Source organism: Ruegeria faecimaris (genome assembly GCF_900182615.1).
Taxonomy (GTDB): domain Bacteria; phylum Pseudomonadota; class Alphaproteobacteria; order Rhodobacterales; family Rhodobacteraceae; genus Ruegeria; species Ruegeria faecimaris.
The window spans coordinates 19,817-37,269 of the sequence record NZ_FXTE01000004.1; the positions used below are offsets into that span (position 1 = coordinate 19,817).

The 17,453-nt window shown below is 58.1% G+C and carries 20 protein-coding genes; 11 read left to right on the forward strand and 9 right to left on the reverse strand.

The genetic code is table 11. From position 1 onward, the window contains the following. The first annotated feature begins 12 nt into the window (after positions 1-12). The 3 genes from atpD (at position 13) to FN806_RS09625 (ending at position 2,325) form a co-directional block, all read left to right on the forward strand. Positions 13-1,437, forward strand: coding sequence for a F0F1 ATP synthase subunit beta (gene atpD / locus FN806_RS09615; RefSeq protein ID WP_142636495.1), 1,425 nt, complete (start codon positions 13-15; stop codon positions 1,435-1,437). Between the two features lie 12 nt (positions 1,438-1,449). Continuing rightward, complete coding sequence (locus FN806_RS09620) at positions 1,450-1,860, forward strand: F0F1 ATP synthase subunit epsilon (protein WP_142636498.1); 411 nt, start codon at positions 1,450-1,452, stop codon at positions 1,858-1,860. Between the two features lie 114 nt (positions 1,861-1,974). Continuing rightward, positions 1,975-2,325, forward strand: a complete 351-nt coding sequence (locus tag FN806_RS09625) for an H-type lectin domain-containing protein (protein ID WP_142636499.1) — start codon at positions 1,975-1,977, stop codon at positions 2,323-2,325. A gap of 14 nt (positions 2,326-2,339) precedes the next feature. Here FN806_RS09625 and rpiB read toward each other — a convergent pair whose 3' ends face one another. Together rpiB and FN806_RS09635 are read right to left on the reverse strand one after the other, a co-directional pair. Next, a complete protein-coding gene (gene rpiB / locus FN806_RS09630) occupies positions 2,340-2,792 on the reverse strand; it encodes a ribose 5-phosphate isomerase B (RefSeq protein WP_142636502.1) in 453 nt (150 codons plus the stop codon). 60 nt (positions 2,793-2,852) lie between these two features. Further along, positions 2,853-3,872, reverse strand: a complete 1,020-nt coding sequence (locus tag FN806_RS09635) for a ribose-phosphate pyrophosphokinase (RefSeq protein ID WP_142636504.1) — start codon at positions 3,870-3,872, stop codon at positions 2,853-2,855. A 108-nt stretch (positions 3,873-3,980) separates the two neighbouring features. Here FN806_RS09635 and FN806_RS09640 point away from each other — a divergent pair, with 108 nt between their 5' ends. Together FN806_RS09640 and FN806_RS09645 are read left to right on the forward strand one after the other, a co-directional pair. Then, positions 3,981-4,583 (forward strand): 2-hydroxychromene-2-carboxylate isomerase, encoded by a 603-nt coding sequence (locus FN806_RS09640; protein WP_142636506.1) that lies wholly within the window; start codon positions 3,981-3,983, stop codon positions 4,581-4,583. A gap of 9 nt (positions 4,584-4,592) precedes the next feature. Continuing rightward, entirely contained in the window at positions 4,593-5,405 is an 813-nt protein-coding gene (locus FN806_RS09645) for an alpha/beta fold hydrolase (RefSeq protein WP_142636508.1), read from the forward strand. 16 nt (positions 5,406-5,421) lie between these two features. On the opposite strand, the gene FN806_RS09650 is transcribed toward FN806_RS09645, so the two are convergent. From FN806_RS09650 to FN806_RS09680, 7 genes are all read right to left on the reverse strand, one after another. Beyond that, positions 5,422-6,456 carry a threonine aldolase family protein gene (locus FN806_RS09650; RefSeq protein ID WP_142636510.1) on the reverse strand — a complete coding sequence of 345 codons (1,035 nt, stop codon included), beginning with the start codon at positions 6,454-6,456 and terminating at the stop codon, positions 5,422-5,424. Then, the gene (locus FN806_RS09655; protein ID WP_142636512.1) at positions 6,456-6,929 is read right to left on the reverse strand and encodes a YcgN family cysteine cluster protein; all 474 of its coding nucleotides are present in this window, start codon (positions 6,927-6,929) and stop codon (positions 6,456-6,458) included. The genes FN806_RS09650 and FN806_RS09655 overlap by 1 nt, the downstream gene beginning before the upstream one ends. Continuing rightward, a complete protein-coding gene (locus tag FN806_RS09660; protein ID WP_142636514.1) occupies positions 6,926-7,858 on the reverse strand; it encodes a bifunctional riboflavin kinase/FAD synthetase in 933 nt (310 codons plus the stop codon). The genes FN806_RS09655 and FN806_RS09660 overlap by 4 nt, the downstream gene beginning before the upstream one ends. Before the next feature lie 58 nt (positions 7,859-7,916). After that, positions 7,917-8,360 carry a MaoC family dehydratase gene (locus tag FN806_RS09665; protein WP_142636516.1) on the reverse strand — a complete coding sequence of 148 codons (444 nt, stop codon included), beginning with the start codon at positions 8,358-8,360 and terminating at the stop codon, positions 7,917-7,919. A 100-nt stretch (positions 8,361-8,460) separates the two neighbouring features. Next, the gene (locus FN806_RS09670) at positions 8,461-9,336 is read right to left on the reverse strand and encodes an HAD family hydrolase (protein WP_142636518.1); all 876 of its coding nucleotides are present in this window, start codon (positions 9,334-9,336) and stop codon (positions 8,461-8,463) included. 126 nt (positions 9,337-9,462) lie between these two features. Continuing rightward, on the reverse strand, positions 9,463-10,383 hold the full coding sequence (locus FN806_RS09675; protein ID WP_142636520.1) for a manganese-dependent inorganic pyrophosphatase: 921 nt from the start codon (positions 10,381-10,383) through the stop codon (positions 9,463-9,465). 100 nt (positions 10,384-10,483) lie between these two features. Next, the gene (locus FN806_RS09680; RefSeq protein WP_142636523.1) at positions 10,484-11,464 is read right to left on the reverse strand and encodes a TraB/GumN family protein; all 981 of its coding nucleotides are present in this window, start codon (positions 11,462-11,464) and stop codon (positions 10,484-10,486) included. A gap of 136 nt (positions 11,465-11,600) precedes the next feature. On the opposite strand from FN806_RS09680, the gene FN806_RS09685 reads away from it, so the two are divergent. From FN806_RS09685 to FN806_RS09710, 6 genes are all read left to right on the forward strand, one after another. After that, complete coding sequence (locus FN806_RS09685; RefSeq protein ID WP_142636525.1) at positions 11,601-12,275, forward strand: DUF2161 domain-containing phosphodiesterase; 675 nt, start codon at positions 11,601-11,603, stop codon at positions 12,273-12,275. A gap of 151 nt (positions 12,276-12,426) precedes the next feature. Then, positions 12,427-12,714, forward strand: a complete 288-nt coding sequence (locus tag FN806_RS09690) for a co-chaperone GroES (protein ID WP_120632017.1) — start codon at positions 12,427-12,429, stop codon at positions 12,712-12,714. 55 nt (positions 12,715-12,769) lie between these two features. Next, the gene (gene groL, locus FN806_RS09695) at positions 12,770-14,410 is read left to right on the forward strand and encodes a chaperonin GroEL (protein ID WP_142636527.1); all 1,641 of its coding nucleotides are present in this window, start codon (positions 12,770-12,772) and stop codon (positions 14,408-14,410) included. 239 nt (positions 14,411-14,649) lie between these two features. Further along, on the forward strand, positions 14,650-15,492 hold the full coding sequence (locus FN806_RS09700; protein ID WP_142636529.1) for a DMT family transporter: 843 nt from the start codon (positions 14,650-14,652) through the stop codon (positions 15,490-15,492). A gap of 38 nt (positions 15,493-15,530) precedes the next feature. After that, on the forward strand, positions 15,531-16,304 hold the full coding sequence (locus FN806_RS09705) for an alpha/beta fold hydrolase (RefSeq protein ID WP_142636531.1): 774 nt from the start codon (positions 15,531-15,533) through the stop codon (positions 16,302-16,304). After that, positions 16,301-17,452 (forward strand): alpha-D-ribose 1-methylphosphonate 5-triphosphate diphosphatase, encoded by a 1,152-nt coding sequence (locus FN806_RS09710; protein ID WP_142636533.1) that lies wholly within the window; start codon positions 16,301-16,303, stop codon positions 17,450-17,452. Before FN806_RS09705 ends, FN806_RS09710 begins: the two co-directional genes overlap by 4 nt. Position 17,453: the final 1 nt, after the last annotated feature.

The following is a 17,453-nucleotide window of genomic DNA, read 5'->3' on the forward strand; positions in this document are numbered from 1 at the left end:
CGGAGACGAAACATGGCGAATGCAAAAGGCAAAGTCACTCAGATTATCGGGGCCGTCGTCGACGTGCAGTTCGATGACGCACTGCCTGAAATTCTGAACGCGCTGGACACCACCAACAACGGCAAGAAGCTGGTTTTGGAAGTGGCTCAGCACCTGGGCGAAAACACAGTCCGCACCATCGCGATGGACGCGACAGAAGGTCTTGTACGTGGTGCCGAAGTCACGGACACCGGCGCACCGATTGCGGTTCCAGTCGGCAACGCGACCCTGGGCCGTATCCTGAACGTTGTGGGCGAGCCCATCGACGAAAAAGGTCCCGTGGAAACCACCGAAACGCGCTCCATCCACCAGGACGCGCCGGATTTCGCGGATCAGGCCACTGAATCCGAAGTTTTGGTGACCGGCATCAAGGTTGTTGACCTGCTGGCCCCTTACGCCAAAGGCGGTAAGATCGGCCTGTTCGGCGGCGCCGGAGTTGGCAAAACCGTTCTGATCATGGAATTGATCAACAACATCGCCAAAGTGCACTCGGGCGTGTCCGTGTTTGCGGGCGTTGGTGAGCGGACCCGTGAAGGCAACGACCTGTATCACGAGATGATTGAATCCGGCGTTATCGTTCCCGACAAGCTGGAAGACTCGAAAATCGCGCTGGTTTACGGCCAGATGAACGAGCCTCCGGGAGCCCGTATGCGGATCGCTCTGTCGGGTCTGACCCTGGCGGAACAGTTCCGTGATGCAACCGGTGCCGACGTTCTGTTCTTTGTCGACAACATCTTCCGCTTTACGCAGGCGGGTTCCGAGGTTTCGGCTCTGCTGGGTCGTATTCCTTCGGCTGTGGGTTACCAGCCGACACTGGCGACCGACATGGGCGCGATGCAGGAACGCATCACCTCGACCAAGTCCGGCTCGATCACCTCGGTTCAGGCCGTCTATGTTCCTGCGGATGACTTGACCGACCCTGCGCCGGCCACCTCGTTCGCACACTTGGATGCGACCACCGTTCTGAACCGTGCGATCTCGGAAAAGGGTATCTACCCTGCCGTTGACCCGCTCGACTCGACCTCGCGTCTGCTCGACCCGGCCATCGTCGGTGAAGAGCATTATACCGTTGCGACCGACGTTCAGCAGATCCTCCAGCGCTATAAGTCGCTGCAGGACATCATCGCGATCCTCGGCATGGACGAACTGTCGGAAGAAGACAAACTGACCGTGGCCCGTGCCCGTAAGATTGAACGCTTCCTGTCGCAGCCGTTTGACGTGGCCGAAGTCTTCACAGGCTCGCCTGGTGTTCAGGTTCCTCTGGATGTCACCATCGCGTCGTTCAAGGCCGTTGTGGCCGGCGAATACGATCACCTGCCCGAAGCAGCCTTCCTGATGGTTGGCGGCATCGATGAAGTGATCGCCAAAGCGGAAAAGATGGCCGCAGAAGCCGCCTAAGGAGCACACCTGATGGCAAACACGATGCACTTTGACCTCGTCAGCCCCGAGCGGAGCCTTGCTTCGCTCGCGGTGACTGCGGTCCAGCTTCCCGGCGCGGACGGGGACATGACGGCGATGCCCGATCATGCCCCCACCATCACCACGTTGCGCCCCGGTCTGCTAAAGGTCGAGGCACCCGAAGGGTCCAGCGAATACCTGGTCACCGGCGGGTTTGCCCAGATCAATGGCGACAGCATGTCGGTTCTGGCCGAAAAGGCCATTCCGGTCTCTGAAGTGACCCGCGCGCATCTGGACGATCTGATCGCCGAGGCACGTGCGTCGCATGACGCGGCCAAAGGCGGCGACGATCAATCAGTCGTCGACGATGCGGCCAAGCTGCTGGCCGATATGGAAGCTCTTGGGACACATATGAGCCTGTAAGTTTCAGGACATGTAGATTTAGAAACGGCCCTGCCTGTGCGGGGCCGTTTTTTTGTGGTGATTTTGGATGAAGGGCGGTCTAAGGTTCCGTAATTCTTTATAAAAGACGACAAAATGCAGACTTTTAGTACCCATCCGATTGGAATCGACCAAGGCGAAGTTGTGCTGTTCTCCGACTTCGCAGATGGCGGTGACATGTGGACAGGCGAGGGGCCGCGCGAACGACGCTCGGACATAGAATTCAGCCAGCCATTCCGTTCCGCGCCTGTTGTACAGATCAGCGTGTCACTGTGGGATGTTGATACATCTTCGGCATTGCGCGCCGAGGTCAAGGCCGAGGACATCACGCCCGAGGGATTTGCTGCGGTGTTCCGTACCTGGTCGGATACCCGCATCGCGCGCATCCGAATATCTTGGACAGCGTTCGGCGAGGTGCCACATGAGGATGACTGGGATATTCTGTGAAGCCAGCCTTGGGTTTAGGACTCGTCCGATGCCTCTATCATGGCGACCCGGTGTGCATGCCGTCCGCCTTCGAATTCGGCTGACAGGAACGCATCCACTATATCCAGCGCCTGACCCTCACCCACGACCCGGGCGCCGACAGACAGCATGTTGGCGTCGTTATGCTGGCGGATCATGCGTGCGGAAAAGGCATCCGAGCAGACACCGCAGCGAATGCCGGGGACCTTGTTGGCCGCCATCATGATACCTTGACCCGTTCCACACAGAACGATGCCAAGCTGACAATCCCCGGATGCCACTGCTTGGGCGGCGGCCTTGCCATGAACAGGGTAATGGGTGCTCTCAGGTGTCTTGGGGCCGATATCGACGACGTCCCATCCCTGGGCCGCAATATGAGAGGCAACCGCCTGGCGTAATTCGATAGCTGCGTGGTCGCTGGATAGAACAATGCGTTTTGAGGCTGTCACGGTAAACTCCGACCTGTATTGCAGAAAGAAAAGAGGCGGCCCTTGGGCCGCCGCGTTCGATCAATCCCTATGATACATCGACTCGTAGATCGGCGTCAGGGTCTTATCCTCGAACAGTGACGATACACTGGTGCCGTTCCAGATATTCAGGATCGCCTGCGTAAAGATCGGGGCTGTGGGCACGATGCGGATGTTCTTGGCCTTGGTAATTTCTTCTGTCGGCTGGATCGTGTCGGTCAGCACCAGAGATTTCATCACCGAATTGGTCACGCGTTCGACCGCAGGGCCGCTCATGACGCCGTGTGTGATGTAGGAATGAACTTCTTTCGCACCATTATCCAGCAGTACTTGCGCCGCTTTGCACAGAGTACCGGCCGTGTCGCACATGTCGTCAACGATCAAACAGATCTTGTCTCTGACATCGCCAATTACGGTCATCTCAGCGACTTCGCCGGCTTTTTCGCGGCGTTTGTCCACGATCGACAGCGGGGCGTTGATCCGCTTGGCCAACTCGCGCGCCCGGGCCACGCCGCCCACATCGGGCGAAACGACCATGATCTCGTCGAGGCTGTCCTTGAACTGATGTTTCACATCCAGCGCAAAGATCGGCGAGGCATAAAGGTTGTCGACAGGCATGTCGAAGAACCCCTGAATCTGCGCTGCGTGCAGATCCATGGTCAGGATGCGCTCGATCCCGGCGCCAGTCAGCATGTTGGCCACCAGCTTGGCGCTGATCGGTGTGCGGGCCTTGGTGCGGCGGTCCTGGCGGGCATAGCCGAAATAGGGGATCACGGCGGTAATCCGTTGGGCCGACGAACGGCGCAGCGCATCAGCAATGATGAGCAGCTCCATCAGATTGTCATTGGCCGGGTTCGAGGTGGGCTGGACGATGAACATATCTTCGCCGCGCACGTTCTCGAACACTTCGACAAAGATTTCACCGTCGTTAAACCGTTCGACCCGGGCATCGACCAGACCCTGATCGACGCCGCGATACAGGCTCATTCGGCGTGCAATGGATTCGGCAAGCGGAAGATTAGCGTTCCCAGCGATTAACTTGGGTTCGTGAAGTGTCGGCATCGGCTGAGGTCCCCGGGCAGCAATGGCAAATGTGACAGATTCGTGATGTTGACACCGCTTAGCATGGCCTTACCGTCCAGCAAAGATAACGCTGCGGAGAAAGTGAACATGGCCCAAATTGACTACTATTTTGCGACACTCTCGCCATACACCTACCTGGCGGGACTGCGCCTGGAAGAGATTGCGGCCAAACATGGTGCGACAATCAACTACAAGCCGCTTGATATCGTCGCCCTGTTCGGACGTACGGGAGGTGTTCCGCCCAAGGACCGCCATATCTCGCGCATCGAATACCGGACGCAAGAAATGCAGCGACAGTCAAAAAAGCTGGGTATGGCGTTCAACCTGCAACCGGCCCATTGGCCCACCAATGCGGCGCCGTCCTCATACGCGATCATCGCCGCCATTCAGGACGAGTCAGGGGATGTGGGGCAGCTGGTGCATTCCTTTGTGCGCGCCTGCTGGGCCGAGGAAAAGGACATCGCGCAAGACGACGTGATCCGCGCTTGCCTGGCTGACGCTGGGTTTTCCCCGGATCTGGCCGATAGCGGCTTGCTGCTCGGGGCTGAGACCTATACCGCCAATCTGGAAGAAGCCGTGGAACGCGGAGTTTTTGGAGCTCCGTTCTATATAACGGAAGACGATCAGCGGTTCTGGGGCCAAGACAGGTTGGACGATCTGGACAGGCATCTGGCCGGGCTGAAGGGATAGGACAACATAATGGCCGTTGCGCAGAACCTGCATGTCACGCAGTTGGGGCAGGGTGATCGCCCTGTGCTGGCCTTGCATTGCACCATTGCTCATTCCGGGGTCTGGGCAGGCCTAGCCGCGGCGATGAAAGGGCAGGCAAGTTTTATTGCACCGGATATGCTGTCCCATGGGCGCAGCCCGGACTGGGATCGCCAGGGGGATCTGTATGACCGGCTGACCGAAGCCACACTTGAACATCTGACCGAGCCGATGGATCTGATCGGGCATTCCTTTGGCGCGGCGATAGCCTTGCGGCTGGCGGTCGAGCATCCCGCGTTGGTTCGCAGTGTCGCCCTGATAGAACCGGTGTATTTTGCCGTTGCTCAGCAGGATGCCCCGGACCTTGTGGCGGAATACGCGCATGTTGCCCAACCCTGTATGGACGCGCTTGCATCAGGCGACGAACCTCTGGCGGCAAGGCTGTTCAACCGGTTGTGGGCCGGAGATAGGGGACCGCGTTGGTCAGACATGCCCGAAACTGCACGGGCGGGGATGGTGCGTGGAATTCATCTGGTATCCGAGGTCGAAAACGAACTGATAATGGATTCCAAAGGTTTGCTACGGCCCGAGCGGATCGCACACGCCAATATGCCGGTATTGCTGCTGCATGGGGCGCTCACCCACCCAGTGATGGTCGCGATAAACTCTGGATTGAAATCCCGTCTTCCAATGGCCGAAAGCGCCGTGATCGAAGGGGCAGGGCATATGGCTCCGATCTCTCACCCGACAGAGACCGGCGCTCTGATCGAGGCTTTTTGGAACAGACTGCCTGCCACTGCCTGAAGCTTCGGGCGCGTCGTTACAAGAGCGCGATGAACCGATCAATTTGCGCAGGCTCGATGGACCAGTCACAAACCAGCCGACAGGCTAGAATTTCGCTGTCATCTGCCCCGTCCAGCTCTGCCCCCCACAAGTGGTAAACAGCACCTGCGGCATGCAGTTGCTTGTGTTGGGCGCGTGAAAACTGGGCAAAAATCATATTCGCCTGCGGCGCGTGCAGGAAAGAGGCACCTTTGGAGCGCAATCCCTCGGTCAGACGGGCGCAGTTGTTATTGGCCTGACGGGCCAGTGTCAGCCACAGATCATCCTGCAGATACGCCGCCATTTGGGCGGACAGATAGCGGTGCTTGGAGAACAGGTGCGCCCCGCGCTTGCGACGCAATTCGAATTCCCAGGCTTTGCTTTCATCAAAGAAGACAACGGCTTCGACGCCCATCAGCCCGTTTTTGGTCCCGCCAAAACTGACCGCATCCACGCCTGCTTTCCACGTCATCTCGGCGGGTGAGCAGTTCAACGCAACAAGGGCGTTGGATAAACGCGCACCGTCCAAATGGACTGGCAGCCCATACTCTTTGGCCACGGCGCAGAGCGCCTGCAATTCTGACAGGGTGTAAACAGACCCTCGTTCGGTCACCTGCGTAATGGATACAGGTCCGCGCTGCGGTCCATGCACGCCGCGTGTTTCTTCGGCCAGAATCGAGCCGCGCAGCGCGTCCGGCGCCATCTTGTCCGCGCCCGGAACCAGCGTCAGCTTGGCGCCGCTGTAAAACTCGGGCGCGTTGCACTCATCCTCGTGGATATGTGCCACGGGTGAGCAGAACACCGTCTCCCACGGCTGCGCCAGCGTCGCCAGCGCCAGCGAATTCGCGGCCGTCCCGGTGGCCACCAGATACACGGCGGCGCCAGGTGCCTCGAACACCCCGCGAATGCGATCCCGGACCTCATTCATCAAGGTGTCGGTTCCATAGGCCATCTGATAGCCCTGATTGGCAGCATTCAGCGCTTCCATGACCGCCGGGTGAACCGGCCCCGAATTGTCAGAGGCAAAGTACATTAGCTGGGCTCCTCGATGATATGATCTTCCCACTCTTCCAGCGGAGTTTCGAATTCGGACACGGTCCGACCCTGCACCGAGACTCCGGCGGCATGAACGCTGTCCGGTGTGCCCGAAATCAACGGGTGCCAATCGTGTAGGGGTTTGCCCTCCCACAACAGGCGATAGGCACAGGTCTGTGGCAGCCAATAGGCGTGATCGTTGATATTGCCCGGCGTCATCACGATACATTCCGGCACAAATTGGTGGCGGATATCGTATTGGGTGCAGCGGCAACTTTCGTCATCCAACAGACGGCAGGCGACGCAGGTCAGGGCAACCTCACCGGTGTCTTCATCTTCCAGTTTGTTCAGACAACATTTGCCGCAGCCATCGCACAAAGCTTCCCATTCAGCTTGGTTCATGCGGGTTAACGGTTTTCGTTCCCAGAACCTGGGGGCCAGGCCGGTGCGGTCGATCGGATCCGTTGTCATCGGTCCGCCAGCAGGCCGCGGGCCTTGTCGCAGTCGGCATCCATCTGCGCGATCAGGCCGTCCAGACTGTCAAAGGTCATCTCGGGGCGCAGGTATTCTACCAGACCCACCGACAGGGTCGCGCCATAAAGGTCACCCGAGAAGTCGAACAGGAAGGTTTCGATATTGGGGACCTCACCATTGAACATCGGTCGCGTCCCAACCGAGGCTGCGCCCTGATAGCTGCCCAGATGAGGTCCATCCAGAACATCGACCAGAACGGCATAGACGCCGAATCTTGGCGGATGCAGCCCCTCAATGGACATGTTTGCGGTGGGAAATCCCAGTTCACGGCCCCGTTGTTCTCCTCCGATCACCTCGCCTTCGATCCGGTGCCAGTGACCCAACATAGTAGCGGCATCCTGCGGGCGGCCCTCGGTCAGTGCAGTACGGATCGCAGTGGATGAAACGACATTTTCGGACCGCTCCATCAACGGAGCGATGGTGACACCGAACCCCATCTCTTGCCCAAAGAGCACCAAGTCATCAGCGGTGCCGCTGCGGCCTTTGCCGAAACAGAAATCGGCACCGACGACGACATGCGACAGGCCGAGCCCGTCGCAGATTACGTTGCGGGCGAATTCCCTGGGCGTCAGGCCAGCCAATGCGGCATTGAACGGCAGCTCATACAGCTTTTCGACCCCCAGTTTTGCTAACCGGTGCGCGCGGGCATTGCCGCGCATCAGGCGAAAGGGCGGGGTGTCCGGGGCGAAATATTCTCTGGGATGCGGCTCGAATGTCAGTACGCCCAAAGGTGCACTCGGCGCGGCGCTGCGGGCCAGTTCGATCACAGATTGGTGGCCGATATGAACGCCGTCGAAATTCCCGATCGCCACGCTGGCGCCGCGATCTTGGGGTTCGATGAATTGGAGGTCACGAATGATGCGCATAGCGACTGCCTAGCGGGACAGGCGCGCTTGTTCAAGGGTCTGAAACCCCCGGAAATGCTCAGTCGAATTTGCGCGACGGGGCCAGCACCATGGCTTCGCCGACCAGCACCTTCTTGCCATCCACTGCGCAGTGACAATCGAGCTTGACTCGACGCTTGGCAAAATCAATGTCGATCACCTTGACCTCGGCATAGACCATGTCACCCGGGCGAACAGGAGCGAGAAACTTCAGCGACTGCCCCATGTAAACTGTGCCGTGGCCCGGCAACTGCTCGCCGATCACGGCCGAGATCAGACCCGCGGTCAGCATCCCATGCGCAATGCGCCCCTCGAAGATCGTGTCGCGGGCGTAATTGTCGTCCAGATGTACGGGGTTTCTGTCGGTCGACACCTGAGCGAACATTTCGATATCCTCGTCCGTCACCACTTTGCGAAGGTGACGGGACATGCCCATCTCGATGTCTTCAATACAGATCGTGCCGCGTGGAAGATTATCCAACATGTTGCCCTCACTCGAATTCATCGGGCAACAAAAAAATCAAAGTCACCCCTGTTGGGAAACTTTATTACTTTGCAACTGCAGAAAATCAAGCCTTTTTTGACTACCTAAGGCGGCCGATCGTATAGGTCGGGTTTATCTTTTCCTTTTGAATATAATCAGTTAGGGATTCATGATGCGGATGTGCCTCGGTTTTTGTCTCGGCCGCGGCTAGCCCGCCCGAGATGAAAAGAGAATCAATGCCTTCCCCCATTCCCCCCAGAATGTCGGTGTGCGGACCGTCTCCGATGACAAGAATGTCCCCATCGGGGATGTCGTGGCCAAGTTCCTGCAACCTGCGGCGGGCAAGATCATAGATCGGCGGATGAGGCTTTCCGAAATATAGGCTTTCGCCACCCATTTCCGTATAAAGCCTGGCCAATGCACCAGCGCACCACTCCCGAACCTCGCCGCGGTCCACCACAATATCGGGATTGGCACAAAGCAGCTTCAGCCCCTTTTGTTTGGCGTACAGGAAATCAGCGCGGTTCACAGACGGATCGGCCATGGGATCGAAGGGGCCACAACAAGCAATGCCCTCTGCCTCGGCCAGCGGCACGCGCTCGATATGAATCGGGTGGTCCAACAACTTCAGCGGTTCAAAGAATCCCGCGTCCCGCTGCCATTCGCCCATGAAATAGACCTTTTCGCCCACTGCGCCACGGAACATGGCCGACCGGGCCGAATCTCCGCTGGTTGCAATCGTGTCATAGGCGTCGTCTGGGACATTGAATTGCGCCAGCTGGGTAGCGACGCCAGCACGCGGCTTGGGTGAGTTTGTCACCAGGACAACAATGCCGCCTTGCGCGCGATAGGCCTGCAGGGCCGCAACCGCTTCGGGGTAAGCCGTGATACCATTGTGAACACAGCCCCAAAGATCGACGAACAGGGCCTTATACCGGCTGGAAACCTCGGGCAATGCGTGGATGATCTGCGTCATGATGGGGCCCCATTGATCTGGAAAGAGTGTCGTTTGAGCCTAAGACAGTGCGTGTGGTGTTTGGCCAGTAAGGGCAATGCCTAGCAAAAAAGGCGCCCGATCAAGGCGCCTTTGGTGATTTTCGGATCAGACCTTGAGGTTCGGAATGATCTGTTTCTTACGGCTCATGATCCCGGGCAGAACGACCACGTCGCCATCAACCGAGGCGTCAAAGCTTTTCTCGGCCACGGCTTTGACCAGATCGTTGGGAACCAGCAGGGTGGCTTCTTCGTTCAGAATATCGACCACGAACAGCAATACCTGATCGACACCGTCCTCTTTGGCTACGTCGGCCATCGACGCCGCAAGGCTGTCTTTGCGGTCCAGCACGACACCCGGTGCTGTGGTTTCCAGAACCGAAACGCGGAATTTGGTGCCGTCGACTTCGTATTCCTTGCTGTCCATCCGGATCAGCTCGGCGTCCGAGAATGAGGACACATCTGATTTGGCCGCGAACATTTCTGCAGCATAGGCCGAGACGTCCAGACCCAGATCCGCGGCCAGTTTTTCGGCCACAGCGCGGTCATGCGCGGTTGTGGTGGGCGAGCGGAATTCCAACGTGTCCGACAGGATGCAGGTCAGCGCCGCGCCTTTGATGGCATCGGGCATTTTGGCGGCATCGTCGCCGATCATGTCGACCATGATAGTGGCGGTGCAGGCCAGCGGCCGCACGGTGATGTCGATCGGGCCTTTGGTTTCCAGACCGCCGACCAGTTTGTGGTGGTCGATAATGGCGCGGATATCGGCGCCGTTGATGCTGGCGGGCAGCTCGGCGGGGTTGTTCGTGTCGACAATAACAACCGGTGCGTCAGCCTCTACGTCTGTGATGATGCGCGGCTTGGGCAGGTCCCAGTGCTGCAGCATAAAGGCTGCTTCAGTGTTGGGTTCGCCCAGCAGGACAGGCTCGGCCTGTTCGCCTTTGATTTCGTTCATGTACCACGACCACAGGATCGGCGAACCGGTGGAATCAGTGTCGGGGGATTTATGTCCAAATACGAGGGTTGTCATTTCAGCGTCCTGAGGAGAGTAGATTTGGGCGCCTTATAGGGTGGTCTGGCACACTTGTCACCCGCCCCTGAGTAAACAGCGACGAAGGGTAAGGCCGGGCCTAAAAAGCGGCACGTTTCAGCGTGTATCCAGCCTGTTCCAATTGGTTCAACAGACCATGGTCATCGCCCAAATGTCCGGCGCCGACAGCAATGACCACCGTTTGGTCCTGAATGGCCAATATGTGCTGCATCCAGTTGTTGTTGCGCCCGACTAGAAGTTGCTGTTCGAAACTGGACCACTCTTCGTCGAAAACCTCTTGCGACAGACCGGATGTTTCAAGCCCCTGTAGTCTGGCAAATTGGATGATCTCTGCGTGCTTTTCTTCCAGATAGGCATTGACCATAGTCGCCAGCTGATCCTCGCTGCTTTCAAAGGCACTGGCCATGCGGATCAGTGATTGCACCTGCTTTTCGATCGGGTGCTGGTCAAACATAGCCATCAGATCATCAATCTGCTCTAAAGAGTACTGGGGGATGTCATGGGCTTCGGCCATGTCGGTCAGGCGCGCGTCCATTCCATAGCTGGCTTCCGGATTCTCGGTCATGCATGGGGGGACACCCAGCATCATGCTCAGAAACCAGGGGCGCATTTTTGCAGCCATCCAACTGGGGATGCCACGCTCTGCCAGGCCGCTGGACAGGGCGGCCCAGTCTTCTTCCGGCATCAGCTCAATCAGGGTGGGACCTGAGGTGATCAGAACAGGGCTGAGGTCTTTGGCCAGTTCCTGTTCAAATGCAGTCATTTCGTCCTGGGTCACTTCGAAATAGAACGCATCCGCCTGGCTGAGTGTCGGTTCCAGCCTTTCTGTGACGGCGTCCATACGCGGGTCGTTTGTGTGCAGCGTTCCTATCAGATGCAGAACTGTATCGCCTTTTGTCGCGATCCAGTGATTGCCTTCCGGGTACGGGAAGTCGGCCAAAGCCTGCTGCAAATCAGCTTGCGCCTCTGGACTTAGGTCAGACCTCAGGTCGCGCCCCTCGCAGGCCGCTTGGGCCGAGAAAGGTACCAGCAGACAAGCCAAAAAGATGAAAAAACGCATCGTACCATCCTGGTTGGATCAATCCCTATATGGGGTGCGACCTTGCCGGGGCCAAGGCCGGTGTTCAACCTGCCAGGATGGACACTGACCTGATCTGTGTCTGGCATTCCACAGTAATTCGAATAGCATGAGCCACATGGACCGCGAGCAGGATCTCTACCCCCCAATCAAGGCGCTGTTAGAGCGTCAGGGCTATACCGTCAAAGGCGAGGTCGGTGCGGTCGATGTCATGGCTGTTCGTGAGGGTGAAGAGCCTGTGATTGTAGAGTTGAAGTTGCGTTTCTCATTGGCGCTGTTTCACCAGGCAATCACCCGACTGAAGGTTACTGAAAATGTCTATATCTGTGTTCTCAAGCCCCGCGGACGCACGGCCAGGCGGGCGTTGAAGGACAACACGGCGCTATGTCGAAGGTTGGGCCTTGGCCTGATAACTGTTCGGGCGGATGGCGTTGTCGAGGTGCATTGTGACCCTGGGCCCTACGCCCCGCGAAAGGACAAGGCCAAAACAGCGCGGCTGCTGCGCGAGTTTGACAGGCTTGAAGGTGATCCGAACGCAGGCGGCGCCACACGCCACGGCCTCGTCACCGCCTATCGTCAGGATGCTTTGCGCTGTGCGGCGCATCTTGCAGAATGTGGTGCCACAAAAGGGGCAGATGTTGCTAAGGCAACCGGTGTTTCGATTGCGACCCGGCTGATGCGCGAAAACCATTATGGCTGGTTCGACAAAATTGCAAAAGGTGTCTACGCCTTGTCGGAATCCGGACAAGAGGGTCTGAAGCACTGGGCCTATAGCTGGGATCAGCCTGACTGAGTCCCAAGGATAAAAAATTCTTCACGCTTGTTGACTCAGGGATTTCGACCCCCTAGCTATACGCCGTTATCACTCGCAAGGGTCGAGTGCTAACGCCTCACCGCAAGGTGAGGGGAGGATAAATAAACTTTGAGCCCAAGGAGCTGCAAAGATGGCATTGAAACCGCTTCATGACCGCGTGTTGGTTCGCCGTACCGAAAGCGATGAGAAAACCGCTGGTGGTCTGATCATTCCAGACAGCGCAAAAGAAAAGCCCAGCGAAGGCGAAGTTGTTGCGACCGGCGAAGGCGCACGCAAGGACAGTGGCGAGCTGATCGCAATGGCTGTAAAAGCTGGCGACAAGATCCTGTTCGGCAAATGGTCGGGCACCGAGGTCCAAGTCAACGGCGAAGAGCTGCTGATGATGAAAGAAAGCGACATCATGGGGATCATCGAGTAAGCCCTCGCGCTTCCTCTGATCTTCATCCCAATACATTTTCTCAAGGAGAAACGACATGGCTGCTAAGGACGTCAAGTTTGACACCGATGCCCGTAACCGCATGCTGGCAGGTGTGAACATCCTGGCCGACGCTGTCAAAGTGACCCTGGGCCCCAAAGGCCGCAACGTGGTTCTGGACAAATCTTTCGGCGCGCCGCGCATCACCAAAGACGGTGTTTCGGTTGCCAAGGAAATCGAACTGGAAGACAAGTTCGAAAACATGGGCGCGCAGATGGTGAAAGAAGTCGCCAGCCGCACCAATGACGAAGCCGGCGACGGCACCACCACCGCAACCGTTCTGGCTCAGTCCATCGTCAAAGAAGGTCTGAAGCAGGTTGCAGCGGGCCTGAACCCGATGGACCTGAAGCGCGGCATCGACCTGGCAACTGCCAAGGTTGTTGAAGGCATCAAGAACGCCTCGCGTGAAGTCAAGGACTCGGCTGAAGTTGCTCAGGTTGGCACCATTTCTTCCAACGGTGAAACCGAGATCGGCCAGCAAATCGCAGACGCGATGCAGAAGGTCGGCAACGAAGGTGTTATCACCGTCGAAGAAAACAAAGGCCTGGAAACCCAGACCGATGTTGTCGAAGGCATGCAGTTCGACCGCGGCTACCTGTCGCCTTACTTTGTCACCAACGCTGACAAGATGGTTGCAGACCTCGAAGACTGCATGATCCTGTTGCACGAAAAGAAACTGTCCTCGCTTCAGCCGATGGTTCCGCTGCTCGAGCAAGTGATCCAGTCGCAAAAGCCGCTGCTGATCATTGCAGAAGACGTTGAAGGCGAAGCGCTGGCAACTCTGGTTGTAAACAAACTGCGCGGCGGCCTGAAAATTGCTGCTGTCAAAGCACCGGGCTTCGGCGATCGCCGTAAGGCCATGCTCCAGGACATCGCAATCCTGACCGGCGGTCAGGTCATCAGCGAAGATCTGGGCATGAAGCTTGAGTCTGTGACCATGGACATGCTGGGCACTGCCAAGAAAATCGAAATCACCAAAGACGAAACCACCATCGTCGACGGTGCTGGCGAAAAAGCCGAGATCGAAGCGCGTGTTGCTCAGATCCGCACCCAGATCGAAGAAACCTCGTCGGACTACGACCGTGAAAAGCTGCAAGAGCGCGTTGCCAAACTGGCAGGCGGTGTTGCTGTTATCCGCGTCGGCGGCATGACCGAAGTTGAAGTGAAAGAGCGTAAGGACCGTGTGGACGATGCTCTGAACGCGACCCGCGCTGCTGTTCAAGAAGGCGTTGTCGTGGGCGGTGGTGTTGCTCTGGTTCAGGCCGGTAAAGCACTGGACACTCTGCAAGGCGCAAACGCTGATCAGGACGCAGGCATCAACATCGTTCGTAAGGCAATCGAAGCGCCTCTGCGCCAGATCGCTGAAAACGCAGGTGTCGACGGTGCGGTTGTTGCGGGCAAAGTTCGCGAAAGCGACGATGTGGCATTTGGCTTCAATGCGCAGACTGAAGAATATGGTGACATGTTCGCATTCGGCGTGATTGACCCGGCCAAAGTTGTCCGTACCGCATTGGAAGATGCAGCGTCGGTTGCCGGCTTGCTGATCACTACCGAAGCAATGGTTGCTGACAAGCCGCAGAAAGATGGACCTGCTGGCGGCGGCATGCCCGACATGGGCGGCATGGGCGGCATGATGTAAAACGTCGAATTCGCTTAGACGAATTCTGGCGGCCCCACAGGCGCTTGGCAGTATAGCCAAACTGCCCAGAGGGGAGCTTCAGAGCTAAGGAACGGGGTCGCCTTCGGGCGGCCCCGTTTCGTTTTGGCACGCCGCTTATGACTGAAACTGTGGCTCAAACTGTTCCGAGGTCGACGGTCTAACCGGTCCCTTCAGGAAAGTGAGTACCCAAACCGGTGTGAAACCGGTATCGGGTTGATATGCGACTGTTCCTTCTGACCGCCCTCACCATGTGCGCCTTTGCAGCGAACTCCATTCTGAACCGGATGGCCGTTGAAGGCGGCGATAGCGACCCGGCGGGGTTTGCGGTTATGCGCGTTCTGGCAGGGGCGCTGATGCTGGCGGTGCTGGTTTTGATACGTGGCGGCAGCCTGCCGTTGCGCAGCCCTCGCCGGTTCATTGGCGCTGGCGCCTTGTCGCTTTACATGATCGGGTTCTCGATCGCCTATCTTACACTGGATGCCGGGCTGGGCGCCTTGATCCTATTTGGGATAGTGCAAATCACGATGTTCGTGGCCACTGTCGTGACTGGAAATTCAACGACACGACAGCAACTTCTGGGGGCGGCGATTGCATTGGGTGGCCTCGCCTATGTGCTTTGGCCGTCGGGCACGGTTCAGGTGGACCCGGTCGGAGCCGCCCTGATGTGCGCTGCCGGGATTGGCTGGGCAGCATATTCTCTGGCGGGACGGTCCGAGCCAAATGCGCTTGCCGGTACGGCGGCGAATTTCGTCATTGCCCTTCCGGTGACGGCCGGAGCTTTACTGTTGCTCGGCGGAGGTTGGCAGATGACGGGCACCGGTTTGCTACTGTCGGCAATATCCGGGGCGGTCACTTCGGGGCTGGGATATGCGTTGTGGTACCGTGTTTTGCCCCAACTGGCACCGACCGTTGCAGCTGTGGTGCAGTTGAGCGTGCCCGTGATTGCTATTCTGGGCGGTGTCCTCTTGCTGAGCGAAACAGCAGAGGCCCGGCTTTTGATTGGCGCAGCGCTTGTGTTGGGCGGCATTGCGCTGGCGGTGCTGCAACGTCAGCGGGGGTAGGGCTTTCATCAGCGGCGCTAAGGCATTATCTGGCGCTTATGAAAATTCTGATCGCCCTGCTTATCTTTCTGCTTCCTGCCGCGGCCAGCGCGAAATGCGTGGTCTTGTTGCATGGTCTTGCGCGGACCGAGGCCTCTTTCACCGTGATGGAGCAGCTGTTCAAGTCACATGACTATTCGGTTGTGCGCCCGGGCTATCCCTCGACCGAGATCGGTATTCCCGAACTGGCCGAACAAACCATTCCTGATGCCTTTGCGTCTTGTGGCGATGACACTGTCAATGTGGTGGCACATTCGATGGGCGGCATTTTGTTGCGCTATTGGCTCAAGGATCATAGCCCGGAAAACCTGGGTCGTGTCGTCATGCTGGGGCCGCCCAATCAGGGCAGCCAACTGGTCGATGAACTTAGCGCGTGGGAGGTGTTCGGCTATCTCAACGGACCTGCGGGCCTTCAACTGGGCACAGGTGCCGAAGGGATCCCGGGTCGTCTACCGCCGGTGGATTTTGAACTGGGTGTTATCGCAGGTGAGAACTCATTAAACCCGGTATTTTCTTCACTGATTGATGGGCCTGATGACGGTAAGGTTTCGGTTGAAAGCACCAAGGTCGAAGGAATGACTGATCACCTGGTTCTGCCGGTGACCCACACGTTTATGATGAACAATCCGCGGGTCATGGCTCAGGCCCTGCACTTCATCGAATTCGGCCAGTTCGACCCGCAGATCACCTGGCTTGACGGGGTGATGGAAGCTATTGACGAGATCTGCATCGGACAGGATTGCTCGGAACCTGACTCGGAGTCCACGCAATGACCGCATTAAGCCTGACTCTGACCGGTGCAGAGGTTCTTCTGCCCGGCGAGGGGCTGACGGATGTCGATCTGACCATTGCCGATGGCGTGGTTCAGACAGGCCCTGCCTGGCAGCAGATCGACCTGTCAGGATATCTGGTTCTGCCCGGTATTATCGACCTGCATGGTGATGGGTTTGAACGGCACATCGCGCCCCGTCGCGGTGCCATGAAGCAGATGAACGAAGGGATCCTCTCAGTCGAGGCTGAACTGGCGGCCAATGGCATCACCACAGCCGTTCTGGCCCAGTTTTACAGTTGGGAAGGTGGGGTGCGCGGGCCTGAGTTCGCAGGGCAGGTGTTTGATGCCATTGCGGCAGTCAAGGACCACACCGTCACCGATCTGATGCCCCAGCTTCGGTTTGAAACGCATATGCTGGACGATTACGCCGGACTGGCAGAAAAGATTGCGGCTTGGCAGGTGCCCTATGTCGTGTTCAACGACCACCTGCCGCATGACCGTCTGGCTGAGGGGCGTAAGCCCCCGCGTCTGACCGGTCAGGCGCTCAAGGCCGGTCGCAATCCCGAGGTGCATTTCGAAATGCTGCTGTCGATGCATGCTCGCCGGGATGAGGTGTCTACCGCACTGGATATACTCTGTGCTGATTTGACAAAGCAGGGCGTCCGCATGGGCAGCCACGATGACGCCACTGCCCAAACTCGCTCCGATTGGCGCGCGCGGGGCGCGCGGATTTCAGAGTTCCCCGAAACGCTGGAAGCCGCCGAGGCCGCCCGCACCGCCGGGGATCACATCATCCTGGGGTCGCCCAATGTGGTGCGCGGCGGGTCGCATAAAGGGAATGTTAGCGCGCTGGACCTGATTGCGATGGGGCTGTGCGATGCGCTGGCCTCGGATTATCACTATCCCAGCCCGCGCCGGGCAGCCTTGATGCTGGCCAAATCCGGCCTTCTGGACATGGCGGGCGCATGGGCGCTGGTGTCATCAGGGCCAGCCCGCGTACTTGGGTTGCAAGATCGCGGCACGCTCACCCCCGGGCAACGTGCCGATCTGGTCATTCTGGAGGCAGATACAAACCGTGTCGCGGCAACGCTGGCTGCCGGGCGCGTCAGCTATATGGCCGGGGATATCGCCGCGCGGTTTGTCGGCTGAT

Bases quoted from the DNA above. Each gene is read 5' to 3' on its own strand.
- FN806_RS09640 (WP_142636506.1), top strand. From the start codon at position 3,981: ATGGCCCAAATTGACTACTATTTTGCGACACTCTCGCCATACACCTAC.
- FN806_RS09690 (WP_120632017.1), top strand. From the start codon at position 12,427: ATGGCATTGAAACCGCTTCATGACCGCGTGTTGGTTCGCCGTACCGAA.
- FN806_RS09670 (WP_142636518.1), bottom strand. From the start codon at position 9,336: ATGACGCAGATCATCCACGCATTGCCCGAGGTTTCCAGCCGGTATAAG.
- FN806_RS09675 (WP_142636520.1), bottom strand. From the start codon at position 10,383: ATGACAACCCTCGTATTTGGACATAAATCCCCCGACACTGATTCCACC.
- FN806_RS09635 (WP_142636504.1), bottom strand. From the start codon at position 3,872: ATGCCGACACTTCACGAACCCAAGTTAATCGCTGGGAACGCTAATCTT.
- FN806_RS09655 (WP_142636512.1), bottom strand. From the start codon at position 6,929: ATGACAACGGATCCGATCGACCGCACCGGCCTGGCCCCCAGGTTCTGG.
- FN806_RS09625 (WP_142636499.1), top strand. From the start codon at position 1,975: ATGCAGACTTTTAGTACCCATCCGATTGGAATCGACCAAGGCGAAGTT.
- FN806_RS09650 (WP_142636510.1), bottom strand. From the start codon at position 6,456: ATGTACTTTGCCTCTGACAATTCGGGGCCGGTTCACCCGGCGGTCATG.
- FN806_RS09620 (WP_142636498.1), top strand. From the start codon at position 1,450: ATGGCAAACACGATGCACTTTGACCTCGTCAGCCCCGAGCGGAGCCTT.
- FN806_RS09645 (WP_142636508.1), top strand. From the start codon at position 4,593: ATGGCCGTTGCGCAGAACCTGCATGTCACGCAGTTGGGGCAGGGTGAT.
- FN806_RS09685 (WP_142636525.1), top strand. From the start codon at position 11,601: ATGGACCGCGAGCAGGATCTCTACCCCCCAATCAAGGCGCTGTTAGAG.
- FN806_RS09680 (WP_142636523.1), bottom strand. From the start codon at position 11,464: ATGCGTTTTTTCATCTTTTTGGCTTGTCTGCTGGTACCTTTCTCGGCC.
- groL (WP_142636527.1), top strand. From the start codon at position 12,770: ATGGCTGCTAAGGACGTCAAGTTTGACACCGATGCCCGTAACCGCATG.
- FN806_RS09665 (WP_142636516.1), bottom strand. From the start codon at position 8,360: ATGTTGGATAATCTTCCACGCGGCACGATCTGTATTGAAGACATCGAG.
- FN806_RS09705 (WP_142636531.1), top strand. From the start codon at position 15,531: ATGAAAATTCTGATCGCCCTGCTTATCTTTCTGCTTCCTGCCGCGGCC.
- atpD (WP_142636495.1), top strand. From the start codon at position 13: ATGGCGAATGCAAAAGGCAAAGTCACTCAGATTATCGGGGCCGTCGTC.
- FN806_RS09710 (WP_142636533.1), top strand. From the start codon at position 16,301: ATGACCGCATTAAGCCTGACTCTGACCGGTGCAGAGGTTCTTCTGCCC.
- FN806_RS09700 (WP_142636529.1), top strand. From the start codon at position 14,650: ATGCGACTGTTCCTTCTGACCGCCCTCACCATGTGCGCCTTTGCAGCG.
- FN806_RS09660 (WP_142636514.1), bottom strand. From the start codon at position 7,858: ATGCGCATCATTCGTGACCTCCAATTCATCGAACCCCAAGATCGCGGC.